The sequence below is a fragment of the Coleofasciculus sp. LEGE 07092 genome, from assembly GCF_015207375.1.
GTDB lineage: Bacteria > Cyanobacteriota > Cyanobacteriia > Cyanobacteriales > Coleofasciculaceae > LEGE-07092.
In genome coordinates this window covers 1-25666 of record NZ_JADEWY010000021.1, presented here as the reverse complement: position 1 = coordinate 25666, position 25666 = coordinate 1, and the positions used below count along the sequence as shown (strand labels likewise).

General features: G+C 46.6%; 25 protein-coding genes and 1 riboswitch. Of the genes, 11 read left to right on the top strand and 14 right to left on the bottom strand.

Annotated features, from left to right (window positions below):
* Window positions 1-367 precede the first annotated feature (367 nt).
* The 3 genes from IQ257_RS07535 (at window position 368) to IQ257_RS07525 (ending at window position 3884) form a co-directional block, all read left to right on the top strand.
* The gene (locus tag IQ257_RS07535) at window positions 368-2149 is read left to right on the top strand and encodes an alpha-glucosidase family protein (protein ID WP_193872768.1); all 1782 of its coding nucleotides are present in this window, start codon (window positions 368-370) and stop codon (window positions 2147-2149) included.
* Window positions 2150-2268: 119 nt separating this feature from the next.
* On the top strand, window positions 2269-2760 hold the full coding sequence (locus IQ257_RS07530; RefSeq protein WP_193872767.1) for a pentapeptide repeat-containing protein: 492 nt from the start codon (window positions 2269-2271) through the stop codon (window positions 2758-2760).
* A complete protein-coding gene (locus IQ257_RS07525) occupies window positions 2757-3884 on the top strand; it encodes a 5-(carboxyamino)imidazole ribonucleotide synthase (protein WP_193872766.1) in 1128 nt (375 codons plus the stop codon). Before IQ257_RS07530 ends, IQ257_RS07525 begins: the two co-directional genes overlap by 4 nt.
* Before the next feature lie 25 nt (window positions 3885-3909).
* Here the strand turns inward: IQ257_RS07525 and cobW are convergent, their stop codons facing one another.
* The 3 genes from cobW to IQ257_RS30690 all read right to left on the bottom strand — a co-directional run bounded on the left by cobW (window position 3910) and on the right by IQ257_RS30690 (window position 5790).
* The gene (gene cobW / locus IQ257_RS07520) at window positions 3910-4947 is read right to left on the bottom strand and encodes a cobalamin biosynthesis protein CobW (protein WP_193872765.1); all 1038 of its coding nucleotides are present in this window, start codon (window positions 4945-4947) and stop codon (window positions 3910-3912) included.
* A gap of 9 nt (window positions 4948-4956) precedes the next feature.
* Complete coding sequence (locus IQ257_RS07515) at window positions 4957-5346, bottom strand: DUF1636 domain-containing protein (RefSeq protein WP_193872764.1); 390 nt, start codon at window positions 5344-5346, stop codon at window positions 4957-4959.
* 309 nt (window positions 5347-5655) lie between these two features.
* The gene (locus tag IQ257_RS30690) at window positions 5656-5790 is read right to left on the bottom strand and encodes a hypothetical protein (RefSeq protein WP_265584448.1); all 135 of its coding nucleotides are present in this window, start codon (window positions 5788-5790) and stop codon (window positions 5656-5658) included.
* Window positions 5764-5911, bottom strand: a riboswitch (cobalamin riboswitch). Its footprint overlaps the gene before it by 27 nt.
* A 188-nt stretch (window positions 5912-6099) precedes the next feature.
* Here IQ257_RS30690 and IQ257_RS07510 point away from each other — a divergent pair.
* The 5 genes from IQ257_RS07510 (at window position 6100) to IQ257_RS07490 (ending at window position 10035) form a co-directional block, all read left to right on the top strand.
* Window positions 6100-6570 carry a TspO/MBR family protein gene (locus IQ257_RS07510; protein ID WP_193872763.1) on the top strand — a complete coding sequence of 157 codons (471 nt, stop codon included), beginning with the start codon at window positions 6100-6102 and terminating at the stop codon, window positions 6568-6570.
* Window positions 6571-6909: 339 nt separating this feature from the next.
* Window positions 6910-7272 (top strand): VOC family protein, encoded by a 363-nt coding sequence (locus IQ257_RS07505; protein ID WP_193872762.1) that lies wholly within the window; start codon window positions 6910-6912, stop codon window positions 7270-7272.
* Between the two features lie 15 nt (window positions 7273-7287).
* Window positions 7288-8586, top strand: a complete 1299-nt coding sequence (locus tag IQ257_RS07500; protein WP_193872761.1) for a recombinase family protein — start codon at window positions 7288-7290, stop codon at window positions 8584-8586.
* A 328-nt stretch (window positions 8587-8914) separates the two neighbouring features.
* Entirely contained in the window at window positions 8915-9544 is a 630-nt protein-coding gene (locus IQ257_RS07495) for a pentapeptide repeat-containing protein (protein WP_193872760.1), read from the top strand.
* A gap of 35 nt (window positions 9545-9579) precedes the next feature.
* Window positions 9580-10035, top strand: a complete 456-nt coding sequence (locus tag IQ257_RS07490; RefSeq protein WP_193872759.1) for a hypothetical protein — start codon at window positions 9580-9582, stop codon at window positions 10033-10035.
* Between the two features lie 82 nt (window positions 10036-10117).
* On the opposite strand, the gene IQ257_RS07485 is transcribed toward IQ257_RS07490, so the two are convergent.
* From IQ257_RS07485 to gap, 7 genes are all read right to left on the bottom strand, one after another.
* A complete protein-coding gene (locus IQ257_RS07485) occupies window positions 10118-11290 on the bottom strand; it encodes a murein transglycosylase A (RefSeq protein ID WP_193872758.1) in 1173 nt (390 codons plus the stop codon).
* A 37-nt stretch (window positions 11291-11327) separates the two neighbouring features.
* The gene (locus IQ257_RS07480) at window positions 11328-11579 is read right to left on the bottom strand and encodes a hypothetical protein (RefSeq protein WP_193872757.1); all 252 of its coding nucleotides are present in this window, start codon (window positions 11577-11579) and stop codon (window positions 11328-11330) included.
* A 104-nt stretch (window positions 11580-11683) separates the two neighbouring features.
* Complete coding sequence (locus IQ257_RS07475) at window positions 11684-12451, bottom strand: hypothetical protein (RefSeq protein ID WP_193872756.1); 768 nt, start codon at window positions 12449-12451, stop codon at window positions 11684-11686.
* Window positions 12452-12507: 56 nt separating this feature from the next.
* Window positions 12508-12876, bottom strand: a complete 369-nt coding sequence (locus tag IQ257_RS07470) for a Mo-dependent nitrogenase C-terminal domain-containing protein (RefSeq protein ID WP_193872755.1) — start codon at window positions 12874-12876, stop codon at window positions 12508-12510.
* 655 nt (window positions 12877-13531) lie between these two features.
* A complete protein-coding gene (pyk, locus tag IQ257_RS07465; RefSeq protein WP_193872754.1) occupies window positions 13532-14953 on the bottom strand; it encodes a pyruvate kinase in 1422 nt (473 codons plus the stop codon).
* A 17-nt stretch (window positions 14954-14970) separates the two neighbouring features.
* On the bottom strand, window positions 14971-15669 hold the full coding sequence (locus IQ257_RS07460; RefSeq protein ID WP_193872753.1) for a 2,3-bisphosphoglycerate-dependent phosphoglycerate mutase: 699 nt from the start codon (window positions 15667-15669) through the stop codon (window positions 14971-14973).
* A 110-nt stretch (window positions 15670-15779) separates the two neighbouring features.
* Complete coding sequence (gap, locus tag IQ257_RS07455; protein ID WP_193872752.1) at window positions 15780-16802, bottom strand: type I glyceraldehyde-3-phosphate dehydrogenase; 1023 nt, start codon at window positions 16800-16802, stop codon at window positions 15780-15782.
* A gap of 943 nt (window positions 16803-17745) precedes the next feature.
* Here gap and IQ257_RS07450 point away from each other — a divergent pair.
* Together IQ257_RS07450 and IQ257_RS07445 are read left to right on the top strand one after the other, a co-directional pair.
* The gene (locus IQ257_RS07450; RefSeq protein WP_193872751.1) at window positions 17746-18381 is read left to right on the top strand and encodes a TMEM165/GDT1 family protein; all 636 of its coding nucleotides are present in this window, start codon (window positions 17746-17748) and stop codon (window positions 18379-18381) included.
* Between the two features lie 29 nt (window positions 18382-18410).
* Window positions 18411-19016: a cytochrome b/b6 domain-containing protein gene (locus IQ257_RS07445; RefSeq protein WP_193872750.1), complete on the top strand. Its 606-nt coding sequence runs from the start codon at window positions 18411-18413 to the stop codon at window positions 19014-19016.
* A 183-nt stretch (window positions 19017-19199) separates the two neighbouring features.
* Here IQ257_RS07445 and IQ257_RS07440 read toward each other — a convergent pair whose 3' ends face one another.
* A complete protein-coding gene (locus tag IQ257_RS07440) occupies window positions 19200-20615 on the bottom strand; it encodes a glycosyltransferase (RefSeq protein WP_193872749.1) in 1416 nt (471 codons plus the stop codon).
* Between the two features lie 208 nt (window positions 20616-20823).
* Between IQ257_RS07440 and IQ257_RS07435 the strand changes: the two genes are divergently transcribed.
* Entirely contained in the window at window positions 20824-22095 is a 1272-nt protein-coding gene (locus IQ257_RS07435; RefSeq protein ID WP_193872748.1) for a bifunctional sterol desaturase/short chain dehydrogenase, read from the top strand.
* Between the two features lie 391 nt (window positions 22096-22486).
* Here IQ257_RS07435 and IQ257_RS07430 read toward each other — a convergent pair whose 3' ends face one another.
* The 3 genes from IQ257_RS07430 to IQ257_RS07425 form a co-directional block, all read right to left on the bottom strand.
* On the bottom strand, window positions 22487-23389 hold the full coding sequence (locus IQ257_RS07430) for a polysaccharide deacetylase family protein (protein ID WP_322744238.1): 903 nt from the start codon (window positions 23387-23389) through the stop codon (window positions 22487-22489).
* 324 nt (window positions 23390-23713) lie between these two features.
* Window positions 23714-23845 (bottom strand): hypothetical protein, encoded by a 132-nt coding sequence (locus IQ257_RS30685; protein WP_265584447.1) that lies wholly within the window; start codon window positions 23843-23845, stop codon window positions 23714-23716.
* 150 nt (window positions 23846-23995) lie between these two features.
* Entirely contained in the window at window positions 23996-25546 is a 1551-nt protein-coding gene (locus IQ257_RS07425; RefSeq protein WP_193872747.1) for a bifunctional pantoate--beta-alanine ligase/(d)CMP kinase, read from the bottom strand.
* Between the last annotated feature and the right edge of the window lie 120 nt (window positions 25547-25666).

Here is a 25666-nt window from a genome sequence, read left to right as displayed (position 1 = left end):
CGAAGGTAAAATAAATAGTGAAAAGACAGCCATTGTTGAGAATTAGCTGACCTATTCAATTCTCGATACACGATGATGGATGTTGATTTCCCCTTAGCACAAGAGGTCATAGAGATTGAACCGTAGCATCTCAAAAGGACTCTTCATACCTATCTAGGGGAATAAAAAGGAATGCCATTGCTTCGCTCTTTTGAGAGAGGTATAGTTAAAAGATTGAGCCATAGAATAGTTTCACGAATTAATAATCTGCTCTCCATCATACTTGTCTGCTTATTTTCATGCATATCTTAGCTTCGATGTTTTTAATGAAGAACACTTCATCATTTACATCAGGTGTTCATCTTCAAAAATAAAAAGGAATGTCAAAATGCAACTGATAGAAACTCCACAAACCCAAAAAACCAGACCCCAGAAAATAGAATACTGGTGGCAGACGCCTGTCCTCAATCGTCGGGCTTGGACTTGGGAAGATGCCCATAATATGCAGCGTAACGGTGAGTGGTGGCAGAACGCCACGATCTATCAGATTTCTCCTCAGAGTTTCCAAGATAGTGATGGAAACGGTACGGGCGATCTAGACGGCATTATTGACAAGCTGGACTACATCACCTCTCTGGGTGTAGATGCCCTTTGGCTGTGTCCGATTTATGAATCCCCCATGGAGGATTTCGGTTATGACATTACCGATATGCGCGATATCGATCCGCTGTTTGGCAGTTTGAACGATTTTAAGCGGTTACTCAATATTGCCCACTCTCTGGGATTAAAAATAATTATTGACCAAGTTTGGAGTCATACGTCAAACCAGCATCCCTGGTTCCTAGAAAGTCGTAAAAATCGAGATAATTCTAAGGCAGACTGGTATATCTGGGCTGACCCTAAACCGGATGGTTCGCCACCGAACAATTGGCTATCTGCATTTATGGGTAAGAGTGCATGGCAATGGGCACCCGAACGGGAACAGTTCTATATGTTCAATTTCCTATCGAGCCAGCCCGACCTGAACTGGCATAATCCAGAGGTAGTTAACGCAGTTCTCGAGCGGGCAAAATTCTGGTTGGATTTGGGAATTGATGGTATTCGCATTGATGCGCCAAATTTTTTCATGCATGATCCTCAATTGCGGGACAACCCAGCCCGTCCAGCAGACGCCCCCCAACCCGAAGGCGTTGCTCCAGATAATCCCATGGTAAGGCAAATGTTTAAGTACAACTTCTGCCGTCCCGAAACTTTAGAGGCACTCAAACCTATCCGGGAACTCATTGATCAGTATCCTGGCGTTGTCACTTTAGGGGAAGTGACGTTGTGTGATGACTCAATTGCTCTCGCTAGCGATTACGTGGCTGGTGATAAGCGATTGCATATGGCTTACCACAGTGGGCTGTTAATTGACGAACCCATTAGCGCCAATTTAATGCGCCGGATGATGGAAAAAGTTTTAACCCATTTTACCCAAGGCGGTGATTGTTGGATCGTGGGCAACCATGATTACGGTCGCTTGCGATCGCGCTGGACTGGTAAAGATGCCAAGGGTAATCCTTATCCTGAAGAATTTTATCACATGATTGCCGCCCTATTACTATCTCTACCCGGTGCAATTTGTCTCTATCAGGGAGACGAATTGGGCTTAACCGAGGCAAGAATTCCAGAAGATATTCCCCCAGAAGAAATAAAAGACCCGTTTGGGCAAGCGCTTTACCCGGCAATCAAAGGACGGGACAGTTCGCGCACTCCTATGCCCTGGAACGCTAACGAACCGAACGCTGGGTTTACTACTGCTGAAAAATCCTGGCTACCGATTCCCAAGGCTCATTACGAGCGAGCTGTGAATCTCCAGAATCAAGACCCCAAATCCCTTTTAAATACTTGGCGTCGTCTGCTTCACTGGCGTAAAAAGCAACCTGCCATGGAAGCCGGAAACTTTGAGATTTTAGATACCGAGGAACCAATTTTCGCCTTTATTCGGCAGTATGCTGAACAGCGTTTACTTTGTATTTTCAATATTAGTGATGAGCCTGTTCGCTATGACTTGTCTGCTCATCCTGAATGTGAGGAAACCCACGGTTTAGGTTTTCCTTACCACCGACAGGGCAATAATCTAGAAATTCCTGGCTATAGTGTCTTTTTTGGTGAACTGCCTTCGACCTAACCCAGAAAATGCTAGGGCGTATCATCGATTCAATCAGATAATAATTGATGACATACCCTAAATTTGGCAGAATCCCGCCCCAGATGGGACAATAATTAAGACCAATCGATCCGGTTTTTATGGTTTTTCGGCAACTGGCAGTATTATTACTGACACTCGTGCTTCTGAGTTGCCCCTTTAGCGCTCAAGCAAGCGACTATCCCCCTCCCCTCTCCTACAGCAATGCCGAACTCAAAGGTCAGGACTTTTCAGGTCAAACCTTACGGGGAGCAGAGTTCTCTAATGCTAATTTGGAGCTGACTAACTTTAGTGGTGCTGACTTGCGAGGAACAATCTTTAGTGCCTCAGTGATGACGGATACCGATTTACACGGTGCCGATTTGAGCTATGGGATGTTAGACCAGGTAAACCTTACCAACGCTGATTTGAGTGATGCTGTTTTGGCAGAAACAATCCTGTTGCGTTCGATCTTTGACAACACCGATATCCGGGGTGCCGACTTCAGTGACGCGATTCTAGATGGTGCCCAAGTTCAAGAACTTTGTGCTATGGCAACAGGTGTCAACTCGAAAACCGGCGTAGCAACTCGTGATTCCTTGGGGTGTAAATGAAGGCAAAGCGGATTGGCGTTATTGGTGGCGGGCAGTTAGCCTGGATGATGGCGGGCGCGGCTGAAGCATTGGGGCTGGAGTTAGTGATTCAAACTCCTTATTCTACAGACCCAGCCGTTGCTGTGGCTGCGGATACTCTCTTGGCACCCATTGATGATGCAGCAGCTACAGCAAAACTGGCAGAATCCTGCGATATTATTACGTTTGAAAACGAATTTATCAATCTGGGCGCTTTGATGCCACTGGCAGAGCAAGGCATCTGCTTTCGTCCTCGGCTAGAAGCCCTAGCGCCTCTGTTGGATAAGTATCGCCAGCGCTGCTATCTCAAGGATATTGGTTTGCCCCAGCCTGAGTTTAGAACCCTGGAAGGGGAAATTGAGAAGGGTAAGTTTGAGTTACCCCTTGTCCTCAAAGCGCGACGCCATGGCTATGACGGTCAAGGAACTTTTATTGTTAAAGATAACAGTAGCTTAGAGAAAACCTGGCAAAAGTTTAAGCAAAAATCGATACTGCTAGAGGAATTTATTCCCTTTGAGCGGGAGTTGGCAGTGATTGCGGCTCGCTCTCTGACAGGAGAGGTGGTGGTTTACCCCGTGGTGGAAACGCAACAGGAAGAGCAAGTTTGCCGCCGTGTTTTCGTCCCGGCTGAGATTGAATCAGGGGTTGTTGCAAAATGTGAAGCGATCGCTCGGACTCTCCTAAACAGTCTACAAGCCGTCGGTGTTTTTGGAATTGAGTTATTTCTAACCCCCACGGGTAAAGTATTGGTGAATGAAGTATCACCCCGCACTCACAACTCTGGGCATTTCAGCTTAGATGCCTGTGAAACTTCCCAGTTTGAGATGCACCTAAGGGCTGTGGCGGGTTTACCGTTGGGCAATCCAGCCCTTAAGAGTGGCAGTGCGGTGATGGTTAATCTATTAGGTTATGAATATTCTCAGGATGATTATCTTGAGAAACGGCAGCAATTGGCAAGCTTACCCAGGACTTTTGTCCATTGGTACGGCAAAACCGAATCCCGCCCCGGACGCAAACTGGGTCATGTTACGGTGTTATCAGACTCGCAATCTACCTCAGGATCACAAGCGATCGCTCAAAAAATTGAGTCCCTTTGGTCGGGTTGATCGCTTCAATCCTAACTTTTAACTCCTAATTCTGAATCACTGACTCAATTTGAGCTGAATCAAGCTGCCGACCAATCAGTACGAGGCGCGTCTGGCGGGGTTCTGTAGTTTGCCAAAGGCGATCGTAGAATGAATCAAAACGATTACCAACCCCTTGCAACACCATTCGCATCGGTTTGTTGGGAACATCCACAAAACCTTTAATACGGTAAATCTCCTGCTGTTGCACGAGTTGTTGCAGTTTATCAATCAGGACTTTCGGTTCAAATGCCTGATTTGAGACGAATTGCACAGAGTTAATCTCATCATCGTGTTCGTGTTCTTCTTCGGTATCGTGATGACTGGGACGACTGTCCAAACAATCTTCAACTGCTGCATTAAAGCCTAATAAAAGATCAGGACTCACCTGTCCGTGAGGGCAAGAAGCAACCTTCACACCTTTAGGTAACTGCTGTTGCAACCATTCTTGGACTTGAATACGTTTCTTTTCCTCCACTAAATCCACTTTAGTCAGCAATACTAAATCAGCACAAGCTAATTGGTCTTCAAAGAGTTCCTCAATTGGTGTCTCATGTTCTAAATTAGGGTCAGCCTTGCGCTGGGCTTCCAAGGCATTGAAATCTCCTACCAGAGTACCAGACGCGATCGCTTGACAATCCACAACCGTTACAACCCCATCTACGGTTGCCCCATTGCGAATTTCGGGCCACCGGAAGGCTTGCACCAGAGGTTTCGGTAATGCCAATCCTGACGTTTCAATCAGGATGCAATCAATCTGCTCCCGCCGCTTCAGGAGTTGTTGCATGGTGGGAAAAAATTCTTCCTGAACAGTGCAGCACAAGCAGCCATTCGTTAATTCAACAATATTATTGATAGGCTCATCTTCCTCATCATCACAAACTTGGCAGGAACGCAATAACTCACCATCAATTCCCATCTCGCCAAACTCGTTGACTAAAACAGCAATTCGCCGTCCCTGGTTATTTTTTAGTAAGTGGCGTACCAAGGACGTTTTACCAGCACCGAGAAAACCGGTAATCACAGTTACAGGGATTTTATGCATTAACTAACCTCAAGATAGGGGTGGAATTCGCGCTAGAATGCCTTTTTTTAAGGGTTTAGGTCGTTCTGACCAAGGCAGTAACCCATCAGGTTTGGCATGATATAAACTGGCACATTCAAGAACAGCAGCAGCAGTTACAGGCAATACCTCGACATCGATAGGTAAATCGCCAAACAGGTAAGTGTATTTACCCAAAGCAGCAAATGAGACGGCACAGGGGCGACTGCAAGCACTCATACACTCTACAGGCTGGACTGGAAATTCATCTCGCAAGTCCCATTCTTTCTGCAAATGCGACAGTTTTTCTAGTAGTTTTTCTCCACCGCTTATGCCTACCCGCTTGCTGTCTTTCCAAGTACTAGCACAGGTTGTACAAACAAATAAGGTGTGTTGATTCATAAAGCTACTTAGCTTAGTAATCGTTCTTTTCATTCACGAATAGTTTTGTGAAATAGCATATCTCGTTGAAACGATAGACCTGGAATTAGTGTCTCCAAAACCTCCCATACAATGGGTACACCAAGTTTTAATTCCTCTAAGCTATTTCATGTCTAAACAAATCAAAACCACTAGAACCCGGAACTGGGATGGTAGAAGGGCAAGCGACGTATTGTTAACCAATAGTTCCGTTTTCGCTCAAATAACGCTCTAGCCCTGGAATCAACCTTAGGCTGACGCGCTAATCTAGTCTAATTTGAGAAATACCAATTAGCCCGACCCTTGATCAGGCATCATAACCTTCTGTAGCGATCGCCTCAGACGTATCAATGGTTGCAATCCTAGACTATAGACCATCCGTACCTCGCAGATGAATGTTAACTCTTCTTCCACATCGGCGGGCATCCTGACTCTGAAACCCTATCTAGTTTCATCACAGTTGCGGGACAGCGCCGGATTTACACCGAACTTTCCCCGTTACCTCTGATGGCTGTTCCCCATCAGAACCGAACCTTCAAATTACTCTATCATGCTTTCTGATTTGCTGTACAAAACTTGGGGGCGGGTATGGCTAACAAAATTCCGGTAACTTTAACTTGAGAAACAATCTCGGAGCGCAAAGCGGGATTCAGACCTAGGATGGATTTGATGAGTACCGAAAATTGGGGACAATAACTGTCTGGTGCGTTTTCAGGACAGGTATTTAGTAAGACAATGATCAAATCCTGGATGGTGATTGGGGCTATAACCCTGCTAGTGGCATTGCCTGGTAGCTGGACAACACCGGATGGTGTCCGATGGTTCAACCGCCTCCGCCGTCCTCGATGGCTGACGTTTGAGTCAGCAATTCCTTTCATCTGGACAGTTATTTTTATTTGCGGTGCGTGGTCTGCTTACATTGTCTGGGAAAATGACCCCGGAAGTACCAAAACTTGGCTGTTGATGGGCTTGTATTTGCTGCTAGAAGTGGCGACTGTCGCTTACACACCCGTGATGTTCAGACTCCGTAGCCTCAAGGTTGGTACGAGCATCGGCGGTACGGGTTTTGTCGTGAGTGTGATTCTAGCAGTGCTAGTCTTCCCCATCTCCATTTGGGCATTGGTGTTACTTCTTCCTTACCTAATCTGGAGTCCCATTGGCACTTACACCACTTGGGACATGATCCGGCTGAATCGGGAAGCGTAATCACTCACTCCCAACTCAGTAAAAAAATGTGTCAAGAGCGATCACAGTGCCTAGATTTGAGTTAGTAGTAAAGAATACACCTGATTCCAACACGTTCTAAAACGAACTGATTCCGGGAGGAGTTAGGTAAATTCCAAGAAAACCAGCGTGAGAGATCGCTGGAGAGAGCATGAGGGATTGCTATATGAGCAATCCCTAGTAGGTTAGCACGTCAGAATCTGAGAGAAAAGAGTCATTAAGTGCTGATGCTGGAAAAAGCATCTTTTTTGCCGAGTTCAGGAGCGTTGCCCAGTCATAAACTCCTGGACTCCTGCCTTCTTCTTGTTCACCAGTCTGACTATGGAAATTATTCAAAGCCTTCATGCTGCCGTTCTTGTGTCTGACTTAGAGGTGGCAGAGCAGTTCTATGGCAACGTGCTAGGATTATCCAAAGTCGAGCGAGTTCTCAAGTATCCTGGTGCCTGGTATCAAGTGGGTAATTTCCAAATTCACCTGATTCTTGACCCCAATACCAAAAGCGAACTCCAAAACTTGCAAAAATGGGGTCGTAATCCTCATGTCGCCTTCTCAGTTGCTAATTTAGATGATGCTAAAACCCAACTTCTGGCTCATCACTGTGCCATCCAAATGAGTGCATCCGGTCGCGCTGCGTTGTTTACTCAAGACCCCGATGGTAACATCATTGAACTGAGTCAAGCTTAAGCAATTCATAATTCCTTGAGAATTATCGCCTATCTCTACAGCGATCCTCTACTGGAGTCTCCCCCCGATCCGACGATTTGGGGTTGGGAGGTGGATCAGATTTATCAAGACTTGGGAGGACGCCAGCAGTTGCACCAGCTAATCCTAGATTGCCAAGCCGAATCAGAGAATTACTTATTAATCCGCCGCTTGGAGGAACTGGGGGACTCTCTAGAAGAAGTGAGCGATCGCCTCCGTCAAATCGAAGCGCTGGGAATCATATTAATCACCACAGAACAAGCCTATACGTCTGTATCTAAAGATACTAAACATCAGGCAAATTTACTAAAACTCCTCGGTGATGTTGAGCGAGAAACCAGCCGCCGCCGCCTGCGTCAAGGTCATGCCCGCAATCGGATCAAAGCCCTTCCCCCGCCCGGAAAAGCTCCCTACGGCTATCGACGAGGCAAAGACCGCTATATTCTTGATCGGAGTACGGCACCTGTAGTCAAGGATTTTTTTGAACAGTTCCTGCTGTACGGTTCCTTGCGGGGCGCAGTGCGGTACTTAGAGAAAAAGTACAACAAGAAAATCTCTGTTGCTACCGGACAGCGTTGGCTGACTAATCCCGTCTATCGGGGCAATTTGGCTTATCAAAACGGCGAGGTTATTTCAGATACCCACAGCCCTATTCTCAACCGGGAAGAAGCCGCCCAAATCGATCGGCTGCTGCGTCGCAACCGCCGAATGCCATCCCGTACCGCTAGCGCCCCCCGTTCGTTAGCGGGCTTAGTTGTCTGTGGTGAGTGTCACTCTCGCATGAGTATTACCAGCGTTACCCGACCGCGCCAAGGGCGAGACTATCTCTACCTACGCCCCATCAACTGCCCACAGCGTCCGAAGTGCCGTGCTTTTCCCTACGAACAAGTACTGGATCGAACGATTCAAAGCATCTGCCGGGAATTGCCCCGTGCTGTCGCTGACATGAACGTTCCCAACCTGAATGGGGTAAAGCGATCGCTCACTAACCAAATAGCCAAGCAGCAAGCTATTTTAGACCAGATCAAAGCCTTAATCGCAACGGGTGTTCTAGATACCGAAACCGCCAATTTACGCACCTATAAACTCCGAACTGAACTGTCCCAACTGCAATCACAACTTGCTGCCCTGCCGCCCGTCAATTTAAAAGCGATCGCTCAAACTGTATCGATTCCCCAATTTTGGACGGACTTATCAGAATCTGAACGTCGGTTTTACTTTCGAGAATTTATTCGGCAAATCGAGATCGTGCGCCAGGATAAAGCGTGGCAGTTGCGACTCATTTTTATCTTTTAGCAAAAAATATAGTTGTGCGAGCAGCGCCACTTTGGGCTATATTATCTAGTCTGGGTAGATCGACTCCCACGAACCTCTTATCCGGATTATCCTATCGATCAAACGCAGGTAAATCAAGGATAATTCTCCAAAACCAGGTGTAACTGCCTCCGATATTGTGATCGGTATCTAACTTGTATCACTGAAGGCTGAAGTGTGAACTATGAAACTTACCCCATAAATAAATTTAGGGGACGATAGGTTTCATCCTTCACACTCCAGACTTTGTTGATCGTTAGGCTCATCTTCACAACGAACTGAAGCGAGGAGTCACAACCTGGGAAATTTTATGAATGCAACTGAACTGCTGAAGCGTTATGCTGCCGGAGAGAGGGATTTTGAAGGACTTCAGCTACAGGAAGCTTATCTGACTGAGGCAATTCTGAATGGAGCCAACCTGAGGCGGACAGATTTGAGTGGGGCTAATCTGAGTGGAGCAAGTTTGAAGGGAGCTAACTTGAGCGACGCCAATCTGACTGACGCTAACTTGAGCGTTGCCAATTTGGGAGGCTCTGACCTCTGTGATGCCAACTTGACTGCAATAAACCTCGTTAGAGCCACTTTAATTGAAACCAGTTTACAACGAGCGAATCTAACAAACGCCAATCTTAGAGAAGCCAGCTTGATGTTTGCTAATCTTGCTCAAGCCTGCCTTTATCAAGCTGACTTACACGGAGCGACGCTGTATCAGGCTGTACTGCATTGGGCAAACTTAAAGGATGCAGATTTGATTGGGGCGATCCTTCAGGGAGCGGATATGCGAGGCGCTGACTTGAGTCGAGCCTGCTTAATTCGCGCCGATGTATCTAAAGCGATTCTAATGGTGGCAGACCTCAGAGGGGCAACTGTAGTAGGAGCTAACTTCAAGGCAGCAGTTCTGACAGGGGCTATCCTACCTGACGGTAAAATGCATAATTAGATAGGGACTCAACAAGATAAATCGATAGAACGATCATGCCGTTACAAGAACCTGAAGCTGAAGGGTTAGAGGTCAGCCAGCAATACAAACTCAACGCTACATTAGAAAGCCTAAAACTCAACTGTCAAGTCATTCAAGAATACGGTATTGGCGGTGAACTCTGGCAACAAAACCAAGCAAAAGTCGAAAAAACATTACAGCTTCTAGAAAAGTGTGTCAAGCTCTATATCAGAGAGTTTTCCCCTTATCCAGAGAAACGCAAGCAATTTTGGGAGGGTTGTACTTTAGGGAAGTCTCACAATCGAGTTCTGCAACGCTCCCAGCCACCCGCTTACCTTTTGCAAGCTATTCAGGGAAAAGGCGATCCCCGTAACCCTCTCCATGTGGGGATTTTACTGGGTTATCGATTTGCCTATCTTAAACGTTTCCTTTCTCGCTTCAAGCTGCCCGAAGACTGTGACGTTGATTTAACCGCTGCGACCTTTGGGTAACTAAGTAGGCACAAATCACACAACTATATTGCATAAAGGGAAAAGGAGTGTTTGATTTTTACCTTAACCCTTTTCCCTCTAATTAATCTTTCAGGAGCAAATAGTACAATTCGCCCGTCCCGCCGATAACCCCTGCCCGATCGCCAGCCAGAGAACCCGTTCCCATAAAGATATCAACACGACCCGGTCCTTTAATCGCACTGCCAGTATCCTGATCTAAGACATAGCGACTGACTAGTCGAGATTCTAGCTGACCGTTAGCGGTGGGGTAAGGAATAGATGTGTTAATCAGTGCCAAGGCTCCAGGAGGCATGAGAGACTTGTCAGTGGCAATTGATCGCTCCGCCGTCACTGGCACTCCAATACTACCCGTAGCCGGTGCTCCGTTAGTTTCTCGGAAGAACACAAAGCTTTCATTGCGGGGCAAATATTGATCCAGTTCCGTCGGAAACTGCGTGAAGTAATCGATGAGGACGGGTAAAGTCAGACCGTCAAGGGGTAATTTGCGATCCTTAACCAGTTCTCGCCCGATGCTGGTATAGGGGTAATTGGTCTTACCCGCATAGCCAACCGTCATCAAGCTGCCATCAGCGAACTGGAGTTGGGCAGAACCTTGAATGTGGACGAGAAATGCCTGTAAGCGATCGCGTAACCAAACCAGTTCCAACCCCCCCATCAGGCTGTTGTTCCCCAAACCATCATCCCCTTCCAAATCGGCACGGGTGGGGTGAGGCATCGTCCACCCCTGGAAGTTGGATGGAAGTCGGTAAAGGGGATAGCGGTATTCAGCGCTCGGCGTTCGACTGGCAGCATAAACAGGTTCAAAGTAGCCCGTGAAAAGGACGGTTCCTTGGTCGTCTCTGCCCACAGATTTGTACAAAAGAAACTCCCGTTTAACCGCTGCTTGTAATTCCGCAGGCGAGGTGGAACTCAGCAAGAGTTGGCGAAAGCGCACCAGAGAACGGCGAACCCGATCCAGCCTGATTCCCGATACGGGATACTGCTGGTAAGCTTTAGCAGCACTGGGCGTGGACAGATAGCGCAAGCTGTTTTCGATCGAAGTCAACAGGGCTTGCCGATCTCCTGGTTGATCGGGACGCCCCCACAACTGCTCATCCAAACCCAACGAGTCCAAAGTAACTTGCTCGGTATCCGGGTCAACAGGTTGCAGGGGTACGCTGGCGAGAACTGAACTGCCAGCAGTTAAAAGAGCCATTCCCAAGCTCAGGGATAGGCAAGTGATTAGTTTTTTCATACCTAGCAAAAATTGTCATGCACTACTAGTCAAAGGACTAAAAGCGTTCGACGCTGCCAGCAAAGATGGGTTCCACCCGAATAGCTAAAACGCCAGAGGGACGTAACACCATGTACTCGCCCTGAATATTTTTAATTGGTACGCTAATGAAGTCCGGAGAGGTGGCTTTAGGCATTAGTTCACCGCTGTACCACTTCTGAAACTCTTGGATTGTCGCAAAACGTACTTCTTCCCGGTGACCGCCTGACAAAAGAATGTGGACAGCGTACTCATCTGGGGTTCTTGGCATGAAAAATTATCCTTTAATCCAACCCAATCATTATCGACGACGATGAGGTAGAAAATCACACCTGATCGGTCTTTAAGATTAGCAAATTGCTCGGCAAATCCCAATTAAGGTCGTAAATTAAACCGTTGTAGCAGCGTTTCCAGCACAGATGGCAAGGTTCGCTGTAAATCCTTCGCCCTCTGAAACACTAGCTGCTGGTAGTTGGGCAGGTCAAAGGGAAATTGACCGGGTAAGTCTTGACGTTCCATCTGCACCAGTAAAATTTGTTCGGTGCGCTTGGCAGTTAAGGCATAGCCAATTTCTACACAGACATTAGGACTGGGGATTAACAGGGGCTTTTCTCCGCCACTCCTAGCAATTGGTGTTCCATCAGCAACAAATAATAGGCTTTTGCGGATTGTACGCATTTGAGTGTTGCTCAAACGCATAGGTTCACCAGCAGGGCGTCGGGATACTTCTAGGGTTAGGGGCAGGCGCGATCGCTCGTTGAATGTTTCCAGCGCGTCAGACAGGGTACTGTGCAGCGCTTCGTTAGCGGCGCTGTATTCAGTTTGGTAGCTCAAGAAGACGATTGGCTCTAGCTGTGCCATCACCTCTTGCTTGGTGAAGTAAATCTCGTGAGAGATCAGGTCGATGTTGGAAATGGCATAGCCGCCACTCCCTTCGATGTAAAACTCCACCGTTTCCCCTTCCAGGTAACGTCCAAACCAGTCTGATTGTCTGACATCCTGGCTATCGTCTAAAAAATCAGCTCTCAAACCCGATTTAAGCAAACTATTTTTGCTCAAACGCAGGTCATGGGGACGTTTCTCCAGTTCTTTAATCGGTTCGTACTCCTGGAGATACCAAGCTTTCAGAGCAATGATTGCCATGATGTCTTACAAATGGCGTTCCCGACGCCCACTATTAAAATTCCAGTTCAGGAATTCTAGCAGTAAGCGGAGATATCTTCACCACATTCATCAGCTAAATAACACAGAGCGCGAAAGCGTAGTGCTACTACTTCGTCATACAGAGGATTTAATTTGCACATCGGCGGAATGTACAGTAAAGTGCGACCGAACAGTTTGATCTCGCGCTCAAAGGGGCATTGCGCTGGGATCAGTTGGCAGATGCGGTGCGCTAGTTTAGAGTTGTGGATTTCAAGTCGATCAAGCCACTGTCTTACAGGCTTCAGCGGCTGGAAGGATTTCTTAGGTGTGATCGGAGTGGCTGGGTTTGAGGACAATTTGCCTTGACTCAGTCCAACCCAGCTAGTCAAAATCAGTTTTTTCGTTGTATACTCAGATACAGTCATTATCCTTTCCTGTATTACAAACAAGCGAACTGGAGCGCCTGTAATTTACCTACAACGGCTTCGTAGTTCGTCCCGGATTGATTCGGGTACTTTTTTAGGGAAAGTTTCCAGGTTTAAGTAGCACTTCCCCATTACTGATTCAGAAGAGCGAAGCTGGCAGTGTATTACAGGTGTCTCGGTTCTGTTGGTTAGGTCCCCTCAGGATTTAGACGGGGTTTATTCGCTACCCTCCGAAGAGCAGCTCATCTTAAAACCGGATTGATTCGATCCACTTTACTCAACAGCAGTTTTAGGTCAGGAAAAAAAACGTAATTATGGAAATAAAAGAACAGTCCCATTTATCAAAATTTTGAAAGCTACACCCCTTACTTACAGCCTGCCTCAGACTGTAAGCATTGAGTATGAGCAATTTCACTGAACTTCGTTCAGGTGAAGGTAGCGTTTCAGTAACACTACTTAATTATTAGCATAACTCATCAGGGTTATTGAGATAACTCATCAATGCTTGTTTTGCTCTGGGAGTCTAGCCAGAGGTAAGTTTACCGTGTTAAGACATGAACTCCTCTCTGGACTAGCGGTTTTGAAGCTGGTAAATGCGATCGCGCCTAAACAACAGGTCAAAATTTAGACAAACTCTTGAGAAAGATAAAGATTCTTAAACTGCCACTTGCTCTCCAATGCGGTGTGCCTTGATCAAATTCGTGACGCCAGTGATTGCCAGAGGCAACCCCGCAATCATCACTACCACATCTCCCTTATTCACAAAACCGTGTTCGACAGCCGCTTGCTCTGCCAAAACAATCATCGCGTCAGTACTGTAGACTTCCTCTAGTCGCAAAGACTGCACTCCCCAATAGAGCACCAACCGCCGTTGCACCAATTCCGTGGGAGTAACGGCAATCACTGGAATAGACTGGCGATACTTTGAAAGGACTCGCGTCGAGTAGCCGTATTCAGTAAAACAGATAATTGCCTTTGCCTTGATGTTCTGCGCCAGTTGGCAAGCGGAATAACCGACAGCCGTTGAAATGGTGTGTTCCTGAGTTCCATCAATATAATCGCGGGAGAAGGTCAAACGTGCCTCAGTAGTTTCGGCAATACGAGCCATTGTTCTTACCGTCTCCACCGGATAGCGACCGACAGAGGTTTCTCCTGACAGCATAATTGCATCAGTTCCTTCCAAAATCGCATTCGCCACATCAGACACTTCAGCCCGAGTAGGACGCGGATTTTGGATCATCGACTCCAGCATTTGGGTAGCAGTGATGACGGGTTTGAGATGGTTGCGGCAGGTATCAATGAGAGACTTCTGAATCTGAGGCACTTGTTCGAGAAGCATCTCAACCCCCAAGTCACCCCGCGCCACCATAATGACATCGGCAGCTTGGACAATGTCATCCATTGCCTCGACTGCTTCGTGACGCTCTACCTTAGCAACAACGTGGGTTGGCTTACCAGAACGCTTCACGATATCTCTCACTTTCTCCAAATCGGCAGCTTCTCGGACAAAGGACAAGGCGATATAGTCTACATCTTGGCTCAAGCCAAATTCCAAGTCCTCCAGATCCTTCTCGGTAAGTGGAGGTGTAGAGATAGAGGACTGGCTGAGGTTAATTCCCTTATGGCTTTTTAAAGCACCACCATAGACAACCGTACAGTGAATTTCATGATCCTTTACCTCATTGACTCGCAGTTTGAGCAAGCCATCATTGATAAGAATGGGGTCATTAACCTTTACGTCCTGGGCTAAACCTTTATAGGTGGAACTGAAGCGGGTAGTTGTGCCAACGACATCCTCCATCGTAATGATTGTCTTTTCACCCGATGTCAAAACCACACCCTCTTGCATCTCCCCCACACGAATTTTCGGTCCTTGTAAATCTTGCAAGATGGCGATGGGGTGTTTGAGTTCTTTAGAAACTTGGCGGAGAGTATTAATGTACTGCTGATGGGTAGAGTGGTCTCCATGGGAAAAATTGAGGCGAGCTACATCCATACCTGCCTCTACCATTGCTTTCATTGTCTCGAAGTCAGAACTAGCTGGACCGATGGTGCAGATAATTTTGGTTTTACGCATGGTAGTTCAGGGTTCGTTCATGACTCTAATGTCTCTTTCCCAACAACATTACCTTGCTCGTCAATATCGTAGACTAGGGGGATACCGGTAGCCAGATTCAGGTTGGGAACCACCTCTTGGCTGAGTTCATCAAGAACCATTACGATTGACCGCAGAGAGTTACCATGTGCGGAGACTAGGACATTATCCCCGTGTTTTATGTGGGTCATAATCCGGCTGTTGAAGTAGGGAAGTGTGCGTTTGGCAGTATCTTCCAGGCTCTCTCCCCCAGGCGGACGCACGGAAAATGACCGCCGCCATAGATGCACTTGCTCTTTACCAACTTTCTCCGCCATTTGCGCTTTGTTGTACCCTTGCAAGTCACCGTAATAGCGTTCGTCCAACGCCTGACTCAGGAAGATGGGTATTTCTAAGTTTTTGTCGCCTTCATATTTGTCCCAACCGTGCCAGTCAGGGTCGTCTTCTTTGTGCTTGAAGACGGGGGTTTTGCCTGCACAGGTTTCTTCACATTCGGTCAGGCAAATGGCAGTTGTCTCAATCGCCCGCACCAGCAGACTGGTAAAGCAAACATCAATCTGATAGGCAGTAATCTTTTTTGCCGCTAACATTGCTTCTTGGCGACCGAGCTGACTGAGAGGAACGTCAACCCAGCCAGTAAATCGATTGGCGGCATTCCAGACACTTTGACCGTGACGCACGAGGATTAGTTTTGCCATGGTTGATTTGAAGACAGGGACAAGGGGACAAGGAGACAAGGGGACAAGGGGACAAGGAGATTTGCGAGATGTTACTCTGCTCCCCAGCACCCTTGCTCCCCACTCCCCTTTTAACCCTTAGCTGCCATCGACACAATCAAGTCAATCATCCGCGTTGAATAACCCCACTCATTGTCGTACCAAGAAACGACTTTAAAGAAATTGGAGTTGAGTTCGATTCCGGCACCCGCGTCGAAGATGCTGGAACGGGGATCAGTGGTGAAGTCTGTAGAAACTACCGGATCTTCGGTATAACCCAGAATACCTTTGAGTTCCCCTTCTGAGGCTTTCTTCATGGCAGCACAAATTTCTTTGTAGCTGGTTGCCTTTTCGGTGCGGAAGGTCAAGTCCACCACTGATACATCGGGTGTTGGTACGCGCAATGCCATCCCGGTTAGCTTGCCTTTGAGTTCCGGCAAGACTAGGGTTACGGCTTTTGCTGCACCAGTTGATGCTGGGATAATATTTTGAGTGGCGCTACGTCCGCCGCGCAAGTCTTTTTTACTGGGTCCGTCTACGGTTGGTTGCGTGGCAGTCATAGCGTGAACCGTGGTCATCAACCCTTCTGCCATCCCGAAGTTGTCGTGAATGACTTTGGCAATGGGAGCGAGACAGTTGGTGGTGCAGCTAGCATTGGATACAACGGTATGCTTCTTCGGGTCGTAGCTATTATGGTTGACGCCTACGAGCAGAGTGGGGAGTTTTTCGGGGTCTTTTTCTTTGGTCGGTGCAGAAATAACCACCCGCTTGGCACCGGCTTTCAGGTGTTTGGATGCTCCTTCATAATCGGTAAATAGACCCGTAGACTCAACCACGAAATCGACACCGTATTTGCCCCAAGGCAGTTCCTCTGGGTTTCTGACGGATACGCAAGGGATGACCTTATCGTTAACGACAATAGCGTCGGGTTTGGCTTCCACTGTTCCTTTGAAACGACCGTGGGTTGAGTCGTATTTGAGTAAGTACGCGATACTCTCTGGGGGAACTAAGTCGTTAATGCAGCAGAACTCAACGTCTGGATGCTCAATTCCGGCGCGGAATACCAACCGTCCGATGCGACCAAATCCGTTAATCCCGATTTTGATAGGTGCCATGAAAAATTCTCCTTTAGATTGATGGGTACAACGTATGCGTTAGAACGCTTCGGGGTCTAGCTTACAAGGGAGGCATCCTGATGCCAGCTAATGCATTCTTTTGCAATGGCATCAGTCTTACAATCTGACATCAACTGTACCTGTGATTTCTTTAGATTTTTTTAGGATGCTCCTCTTATTCTCTCTTTCCCCTACTTTTTCAAGACTTATCAATGTTCCATTTTAAGCTTGCTGCCTTTCTTAACATTCGTCAATTGCCGTTGCAGATTATTTTTTTATGAACTCCATCGAAAGTCCGCTACAACTGATACTGAAAATCTAATCGAGAGTTAGTTTAAGTCCTTTGTCGAATTAATTCAAGGTTTTTGCTGGGCAGTGATAAAATTCGTTTTATTAAAAAACTTTACGAAAAAATACATTGATGTTTCCTTTTGATGTGTAGAATTTGATGCCCTTCTGTCACGCTTTTTGATGCCAATCCCGCATTTTCTTCTGTCTTTTTGCGATCGTTTTTGGCAATCCAAGGCAGTTTATTGGATTAATCGCTATCTGCTGCCTATCGCTTAGGAGGACAAGAAGAGTAAACCATGAATAAAATATGATTAAATCATGAAAAAAAGTTGAAAATAAATAGCAAGATTCAGCACAATAAATTATAAATTTGAATTCAAATTTATGCTATATATAAAGATAAGGAAAGGGAGTAGCTCCTGGTCATAAACAAACCAGAACATCTGAATCAACATACTGGCGATGAGCCTGGTTCAGGTGACAAGTATTCGAGTTTCAGTTCAGTTAAATCCTGACTTCTGAATCTGAAATTTTAGAACCTTGGTAGCGAGACTTTCACTGAGTTCACAGCTTGATGTGAGCTTGGTGAGGTCTTGCCAGTCCCACCAAGCTCCATCAAGAAAATTGCTAATCTTGAAGGAGCTTGACAAGAATGTTAGCAGCTTTTACAGCAGGTTTATTGCTGATTACGATTTCCGAGTTAGGTGACAAGACGTTTTTTATCGGCGTCATTTTAGCCATGCGCTACTCGCGTCGGTTGATCTTCGTGGGAGTCATGGCGGCACTGGCAGCAATGACGATATTATCGGTGCTGTTGGGACAGGTTGTTGGGCTGCTACCCCAACATTACATTCATTATGGAGAAATTGCCTTATTTCTCGGTTTTGGGTTTAAGCTGCTTTACGATGCTAGTCAAATGCCTGCCCAAGCTGAAAATACAGGAGCAAAGGAAGCTGCTCTAGAAGTTGCCCAGCAAGATCGAGATGGAACTGTAACGTTATCCAAGCAAAAGGGCTGGTGTTCTCCCAACCTCGCTATTTTACTGCAAGCTTTTGCCATGACCTTTCTTGCCGAGTGGGGCGATCGCACACAAATCAGTACCATTGCCTTAGCTGCTACCCATCCACCTATTGGTGTTACAGCAGGCGCGATTTTAGGTCATGGCATTTGTACAGCGATCGCAGTTATCGGCGGACGCTTAATTGCGGGTCGAATTTCCGAACGCTTAATTACTGCCTTGGGTGGTGTTTTGTTTTTGATTTTTGGTGCTGTTGCTATTTTTAGATAGTCCTTTATCCTTTATCATTTATTGAAAGAATGTCCCACTCCCGACCTTATCAGCCTTCGCTGTTGAGATTCCTGCACGGTATCAACGCTTTCATTGCTCTGTTAGCAATTATTACCTCATTTTGGGTGTACAACACCTATGACGGACGGTTTGGTCAACTCCCACTGCCTCAAATTAATGACATAATCGGCATTCACGGCACCTTCGGCAAAACCTTGCTCTTAGCAGTAATGCCTGCCTTTGCGCTCTATAGTTTCCATATCGGTCAAAAACGCCTAATTCAACCCGATTCTTTCCAGAAACTAAGCCAACTCGGTAAACCTATCGGCTGGTACAGCCTCCACCGCATCATCAATACCGTGATGCTATTAGCTATAACTTTTTCGTTAGTTTCCGGCAGTATGGTTAAAGAAGAATGGCTACCTGCGGGAGAGCTGAATCATACTTGGTACTCTCTCCACCTGATTGGATGGGTGGTGCTGGTGTTTTGTCTAGCAATTCACTTGTTAATGAGTGCGAAGGTAGGCGGTTGGTCGTTTATGGTTTCTATGTTCAGCCTGAAGTACCGTTCAAATGATTCGCCAGCCAGTTGGATCAAACAAATCCGTTCTTTAGTACAGCACAAGCAACGATGAAACGAAATACGCTTCTCCGCATTGCTGAAATTTTAGTGCTGGGAGGCATCCTATTCGGTTGGATGGCTCCCTTGCTTTTTCCTTCAGAAGAACCGGCAACGAGTCAAGTTAAGTAGTTAAGCAAAATTAATTACACAAACGTCATTGCTTCATTCGCAATGACTGTAAATATTGAAGCTTGGGTTAAAACTCAAAACTTTCTTCCCCTTCCCCAGTACCCTGATGCGTGGTTTTCACCCATTTCAGCCTTTTAGGACGCACGGAAATGCGAGCTGTCATCCCGGCAATAACTAGCATCCAGTGGAACATATAAAAGGTGCCGCGTAGGGTCTGCAAAAGGGTAACAAAAAAGGTTGAAGCGGTTAATGGTTGGTCTTTGTGGATGCGGCGCAGCCCAATAAACATTCCCAGTAGGGGAAGGGTAACTGTCAATCCAGTCAGAGGGGTGAGGATTGGTGGACGGTTGCGAGCAATTGCCATTAAGCAATCGGGTATGGCAGCAGCGGGTAAAAGATACTGGATAATCATGAATGAAAATAAATCCAGCGTTTTCGACGTACCCATGCGATTGCTGGCAATGAGACGCCAGTAATCCAGATAGCGCTGATATCCGCCTTCTCCCCAGCGGTTGCGCTGATGCCACAACGCTAAGGCACTGGTGACGCCTTCTTCTTCCACAGGCGGGAAGTTGAGAAAGCCGATATCCCATTTATCAAGGTGCAAGCGAATGGTTAAATCTAAGTCGTCGGTAATAGTTTGCTCGTTCCAACCGCCGCACCGTTCTAAGGCTACTCGACGAACAAATTGTCCGTTGCCTCGCAGTTCCCCAATGCCGCCGATGGCAATCCGATGCTGTTGAATGTAGGAGTCGAATGCCATTTCTGCCATCTGCCCTCGTGTCCAGAAATTTTCTGAGGCATTAGCTATTGCTTTGCGCATTTGCACAGCTCCCATTTTCGGCTGTCTGAATAAGGGCAGCACCCGCCGCAATAAATCTTTGGAGACTTTAGCATCGGCATCAAATACCCCCACAATCTCTCCTTGGGTAAGGGGAAGTACTTGATTGAGTGCTCCCGATTTGCCGCCACCTGCATCAGCGCCTCGGTGCAGTACTTTCAACTGGTCGTACTCTGCCGCTAGTTGCTCTAACAGGATGGGTGTTTGATCTGTACTGTGGTCGTTAATCACCCAAACTTCATAGCGCGTTTTGGGGTAATCTAAGTTACACAGCATCTTGACGAGGTGGCTGATCACAGCTTCCTCGTTTTTTGCTGCCACGAGCAGGGAAACAAAAGGGAAATTCTCTTGATCGGTATCCGAAAGCAGTTTCGGTGTCTTTAACGGTCGAGCTAGGACGATTCGTACAGCTTGAATCCCTAGTAGCGCAGTCAATCCCACAATTAACCAGGAACCCCAAGAGACTAGATGCAATGCAATTGTGCCACCCCAAATCATGGTTAACACTACAGCCGCCTTGCGTCGGCGTCCTTCTAGTCCTTGGAAGAAGAAGTCATTTTCAAAATCATCATTCGACCATTCAGATAGCAGGGAGCCAATCGGGTCAAGTTCGTCATTTTCGTTCCAGGAATCCTGCGACATAAGTTACTTGATTTCACCACCCTTACTGATTAAATTGTATCTGATTGTATCTTGAATTATTAATTTTTCTATACTTTGATAGGGAAGTGTTTGCATTCATGAGTTTTGGTGGGGGAGCAATTGTTAGGGGCTGAGGTGAGAGGTAGAGAGTGGGGAGAAAAATGTACTGCTTGAATCATTATCGATAAAGGGTGTTTGGAGTTTGTGTATGACAATGTCTTGGATAACAATAGCAGTTTGGGGACTGGGTTCTGTGTTATGGGTAGAGCTGGTACGGGACTTTTATCACGCCTTGTCCCATTACTGGGCTCCTCTGTATCGGTTGCACGTTTGGCACCATCGGGTGTTTCGCCCAGATTTGACGCCTGCGAGCGATCGCATTTATCGACAGGCTCACTGGTTCAATGATGTGCCGGAATGCTTGGTGATGCTGCTGTTGAGCGTATTGATGTGGCTTGCTGCCTACAGGGTAATACCCCAGTATCATTGGGTAGCATTGGCTGGTTCGATTTATACCATAGGCTTTTTACTGGGTGCGATCGCGCGGGGGAGTGGGTTGAAATGGGCGCATGAACTCACAGATTTAACCCATTTACCGGGTCCGTTTTTAAGTCCGCCGTCTCATTGGACAGTAAATCGCACCTACCATTGGCGGCATCACTTTGATAATCAAAAGGCTTACTATTGCAGCACATTGACGTTGGTAGACAAACTTATGGGTACGGCACTTTCCCTCAAAGGTAAGACAGTGGCGGTAACGGGTGCATCGGGAACGTTGGGACAAGCACTGATGCAAAACCTCCACAATCGGGGAGCGAAGGTAATTGCTCTGACTTCGAAGAGGCAGACGATTGACTTGGTTGTGAATGGTGAAAGTCTGTCACTAAAAACTGTCACCTGGCAGGTAGGGAAAGAATCAGAACTGGTAGCCGAGTTAGAAAAGGTTGATATTCTGATTCTCAATCATGGGATTAACGTGCATGGGGAAAGGACAGCGGATGCCATTACTTTATCCTATGAAGTCAACACGTTTTCAAGCTGGCGGTTGCTGGAACTATTTTTTAAGACAGTACGCACGAATGAGGATATTGCCCGTAAGGAAGTTTGGGTGAATACGTCAGAGGCGGAAGTCAGTCCGGCGTTTAGTCCGTTGTATGAGTTAACAAAACGGGCATTGGGAGATTTGGTGACGTTGCGGCGTTTGGATGCCCCTTGTGTGGTGCGAAAATTGATTTTGGGACCGTTTAAAAGCAATCTGAATCCGATTGGAGTGATGTCAGCAGATTGGGTGGCGAAGCAAATTGTGAATTTGGCGGTTAGGGATGTGCGGAATATTATCGTAACGATTAATCCACTAACGTTTATGACACTTCCTATTAAGGAATTTTTTGTGGGTTTGTATTTCAAGCTCTTTAGTCGTAAGGTTGCTGATTTGGAGGGTGTTAGTGCAAGTTTAGTGTCTAAGGAGTCTAACTCGTAAAAGCAGATCTCCTACTTCTTTAAGAAGTTGGGGATCTGAACCCCTGGTATCTGGCAATACACAAATCTAGTCTTGCTACGTCAATAGGCGATCGATCACACACAACACATCAACTTCCAGTTAAGATGATTCACTATAGACTTGACACTGCTGCTAACAGCACCTGTACTGTTCGTCCCGCCTCAACTGATAAACTGGCTTGGTTTTGACACCACTCTTTAAAAGAAATCCCCTGACTAGTGCAGCGTGGCGGAAATAAGTGACCAGCTAAAATCCCCCTTGTCCTCCTTGTCTCTCTTGAGGTGGTCAAAAACTTTTGACGAAATGTACTAGAGTGACAGAATAGCGATATATTGTGTCCCTACCTCCCCAGCTCCCAGCTCCATTACCCCTACTTTTCTTCCATTTCCAATAGTTCCGGCACGGTTACAAACTGGTAGCCGCGCTTTTTCAATTCGGAAATTAGTTTCGGTAAAGCCTGCACTGTCTTGGATCGATTGCCCCCACCATCGTGGAGTAAAACAATCCCTCCTGGTTTAACGGCTGTAAGTACATTGTCAATCAACCCTTTTTCTGTACTACGAATACTCCAGTCTTTTGAGTCTGCTGACCACATAATCGCCGCGTATTTTTGCTGGTGAGCGTATGCCACTAAGCCATTATTCAAGATACCAGCAGGCGGTCTGAATAATGTGGTTTTTACTCCAGTTAACTTATGAACTAAAGCTGCCGTGTTATTAAGTTCACGATCTGCTGCTGCTGTGCTGTACTGATGGTATTGATGACTCCAGCTATGGTTGCCAATGGCGTGACCTTCAGTTACTATTTGTTTTGTAATTTGAGGATAACGCTGCACGTGTTTTCCGACTAAAAAAAAAGTAGCTTTGATGTTATTCTCTTTAAGAATATCAAGTATTTGAGGGGTCGCACTCGACCAAGGTCCATCATCAAAGGTTAGGGCAATGGTTTTAGAGTCGTCTTTTAGTTTAACGTGTTCAATTGTTTTTCCTTGAAATTGAACGGGGACAGAAAAATTCAACCGTCTGGCTTCTTCCGCCGCCAATTCAGCGACCATTTTCTTATAGGTCTGATTTTGCTGCCCAATTAACCCTGTAACCTTTGATATATTTGAATCTGGATTTTGTTGCCTGTTTAACCAATTAACTGGTGGAGCGACTTCCGGCTTAACCGAGCGACTGATTGGTAAGCTTATGCCAGCGATAAAACCAAGCGTAATGGCAACTGCTATCATAGAGAGCTTGTATTGCCCAGTAAACAGACGGGGTTCTGCCACATTAAATCTCCTTCACTCCTCTGAACACCAAAGCGGCAAGGTTATGGCTTTTTATCCCTCAGTTTTTGATGAGCAGTAATTGGAAATTATTCCCATTGTGGGAGCTGTAATAGCAAGTCGAGCGGCATTTGGGTATAAAAACTAACAAAACTTACGCAAGTATTCTTACTTTTTCCTCTCGGTGTCTACCTAATCCTAGGAAGACACCGAGGAAGTGATTGCGTAAGTCTTAAACGAATTAGCTACAAAAAGCCAATTAGAAGTAGATCCGCTCTCAAACCCTAATTTCTAATACTGCCCCTCAATATCTCAAGGTTGTCATTCCTAAATTGCAGCACCCGGTAAGGCAATAGCGAACCGAGTACTTACATCCGCCTTAACATTAACATTAATAATGCTGTTGTTAATTACTACCCAAACCACGATACATCCGGGATAAACAGCCAATTTTTTCAACTAAGGTTTTGTCCTTTGCATTTGGTTTTTTCTACCAGACAACGGATAAACAGCAAAAGATTCTATCCCACTTCTTTGTGGGAAATGGGAGTCTATGCACCCACTCTGTAAACGTTCTCTATAGGAGCCGCGATCGCTACAGAAATTTGCCTACGATGATACCCTCTCCTGGTAAAGATTGACAATTCCTGCGGTCACTTCCGCGATCGTCAAACCATCGGTATTCATTTCTATAGCATCCGGTGCCTTGCACAGTGGGGCTATAGCGCGGGTGCTGTCCTTAATATCTCGTTGCTGAATCTCGTGTTCAAGTTGTTCTAGACTCACATCCCCATGTCCTTGGTTTTTAAGGTCTTCCTGCCGCCGATGGGCTCGTTCTTGAACAGAAGCCGTTAAGAAAATTTTGAGTTCGGCATCGGGAAAGACATGGGTGCCAATATCCCGTCCTTCTGCAACAATACCACCTTTACACCCCAAGCGCTGTTGTTGTTTGACTAACTCACGGCGCACTTCTGGCAAAGCCGCGATCGCAGAAACATTCGCGGTGACTTCAGGGGAGCGAATGACTTGGGTAACGTCCTCTCCATCAATACAAACCCTCACCCCCGGCTCTTCAACACCTTCATTAGTCAGATAAATGTGAGACTGGCTGACGAGTTCAGCGATCGCAGGTTCATCCTCCAGCTCGATTTCCCCTTGCATAACCCGCCAAGTTAGAGCCCGATACATGGCACCCGTATCTAAATGCATCAGTCCCAGCGCCTTAGCCACTAAGCGAGTGACTGTAGATTTACCAGCACCCGCCGGACCATCAATTGCCACAACAGGTTGGCGATCTACTAGCAGTATATTGTCAATTAAGCGCGTTGAACCGAAGTGGGCGGCAAGGGCTAACAGTCCCCTGTGTTCAACTTGATCCAATGGCATCAAGGTTGTGGGATCAACCAGTTCAACATAATCTACCAGAATATCGCTAGCGCGGGTTAACTCAGATTTGACCGTCTCAATCAAAACAGTGCGATCGCGTTCTCCAGCTTGAAAGGCTTTCTGGGCTTGCTGCAAAGCACTGTAAAGAATAGGAGCTTGGGATTTTTGCGACTCGGTTAGATACTGATTACGAGAACTGTAAGCCAGTCCCGATTCTTCCCGCAAAATCGGACAACCCACAATCGTCACAGGCACATTCAAATCTGCCACCAAATGGCGGATAATCGCCAGTTGTTGGGCATCTTTTTGACCAAAATAAGCTCGGTTTGGCTGTAACAGATTTAAGAGCTTAGTAACGACAGTGGCAACCCCCTGAAAATGACCGGGGCGGAAACGACCGCACAATACAGAAGTCATTGCTGTCGGCGGCACAACTTGAGTCAACTCGGCACCCACATCAGAAGTCAACCGGTGATGACCATATAATTCAACGGCTGTCGGAGCAAAAATGGCATCAACCCCCACCTGTTCGCACAGTTGCCGATCCTGTTCCAATGGACGCGGGTACTGCTGAAAATCTTCCATGGGACCAAACTGGAGCGGATTCACGAAAATACTGACAATCACAATAGTATTTTCGCGTCTTGCCCGCTCAATTAAACTGAAGTGACCGACGTGCAAGGCTCCCATTGTTGGCACAAGACCAACGTCCTTTCCCGGTCGGTGATGATTTAGGTAGCAGCGCAATCCCGCTGTTGTCGTAAACAGGCGCATGAGATTCTAGAGCTAGCATTTTAGATTGATGTTAGCAATTGGGGGTGAGGTGTGGGGTGTAGGGAGAAAAGGATATTTTTGAGTGTTACTCATCTCCCCAGCTCCCCAGCTCCCCAGCTC

Excerpts from the sequence above, each read along its gene's own strand:
- IQ257_RS07535 (WP_193872768.1), top strand. The coding sequence starts at position 368 with ATGCAACTGATAGAAACTCCACAAACCCAAAAAACCAGACCCCAGAAA.
- IQ257_RS07530 (WP_193872767.1), top strand. The coding sequence starts at position 2,269 with ATGGTTTTTCGGCAACTGGCAGTATTATTACTGACACTCGTGCTTCTG.
- IQ257_RS07525 (WP_193872766.1), top strand. The coding sequence starts at position 2,757 with ATGAAGGCAAAGCGGATTGGCGTTATTGGTGGCGGGCAGTTAGCCTGG.
- cobW (WP_193872765.1), bottom strand. The coding sequence starts at position 4,947 with ATGCATAAAATCCCTGTAACTGTGATTACCGGTTTTCTCGGTGCTGGT.
- IQ257_RS07515 (WP_193872764.1), bottom strand. The coding sequence starts at position 5,346 with ATGAATCAACACACCTTATTTGTTTGTACAACCTGTGCTAGTACTTGG.
- IQ257_RS30690 (WP_265584448.1), bottom strand. The coding sequence starts at position 5,790 with ATGCCCGCCGATGTGGAAGAAGAGTTAACATTCATCTGCGAGGTACGG.
- IQ257_RS07510 (WP_193872763.1), top strand. The coding sequence starts at position 6,100 with ATGATCAAATCCTGGATGGTGATTGGGGCTATAACCCTGCTAGTGGCA.
- IQ257_RS07505 (WP_193872762.1), top strand. The coding sequence starts at position 6,910 with ATGGAAATTATTCAAAGCCTTCATGCTGCCGTTCTTGTGTCTGACTTA.
- IQ257_RS07495 (WP_193872760.1), top strand. The coding sequence starts at position 8,915 with ATGAATGCAACTGAACTGCTGAAGCGTTATGCTGCCGGAGAGAGGGAT.
- IQ257_RS07490 (WP_193872759.1), top strand. The coding sequence starts at position 9,580 with ATGCCGTTACAAGAACCTGAAGCTGAAGGGTTAGAGGTCAGCCAGCAA.
- IQ257_RS07485 (WP_193872758.1), bottom strand. The coding sequence starts at position 11,290 with ATGAAAAAACTAATCACTTGCCTATCCCTGAGCTTGGGAATGGCTCTT.
- IQ257_RS07480 (WP_193872757.1), bottom strand. The coding sequence starts at position 11,579 with ATGCCAAGAACCCCAGATGAGTACGCTGTCCACATTCTTTTGTCAGGC.
- IQ257_RS07475 (WP_193872756.1), bottom strand. The coding sequence starts at position 12,451 with ATGGCAATCATTGCTCTGAAAGCTTGGTATCTCCAGGAGTACGAACCG.
- IQ257_RS07470 (WP_193872755.1), bottom strand. The coding sequence starts at position 12,876 with ATGACTGTATCTGAGTATACAACGAAAAAACTGATTTTGACTAGCTGG.
- pyk (WP_193872754.1), bottom strand. The coding sequence starts at position 14,953 with ATGCGTAAAACCAAAATTATCTGCACCATCGGTCCAGCTAGTTCTGAC.
- IQ257_RS07460 (WP_193872753.1), bottom strand. The coding sequence starts at position 15,669 with ATGGCAAAACTAATCCTCGTGCGTCACGGTCAAAGTGTCTGGAATGCC.
- gap (WP_193872752.1), bottom strand. The coding sequence starts at position 16,802 with ATGGCACCTATCAAAATCGGGATTAACGGATTTGGTCGCATCGGACGG.
- IQ257_RS07450 (WP_193872751.1), top strand. The coding sequence starts at position 17,746 with ATGTTAGCAGCTTTTACAGCAGGTTTATTGCTGATTACGATTTCCGAG.
- IQ257_RS07445 (WP_193872750.1), top strand. The coding sequence starts at position 18,411 with ATGTCCCACTCCCGACCTTATCAGCCTTCGCTGTTGAGATTCCTGCAC.
- IQ257_RS07440 (WP_193872749.1), bottom strand. The coding sequence starts at position 20,615 with ATGTCGCAGGATTCCTGGAACGAAAATGACGAACTTGACCCGATTGGC.
- IQ257_RS07435 (WP_193872748.1), top strand. The coding sequence starts at position 20,824 with ATGACAATGTCTTGGATAACAATAGCAGTTTGGGGACTGGGTTCTGTG.
- IQ257_RS07425 (WP_193872747.1), bottom strand. The coding sequence starts at position 25,546 with ATGCGCCTGTTTACGACAACAGCGGGATTGCGCTGCTACCTAAATCAT.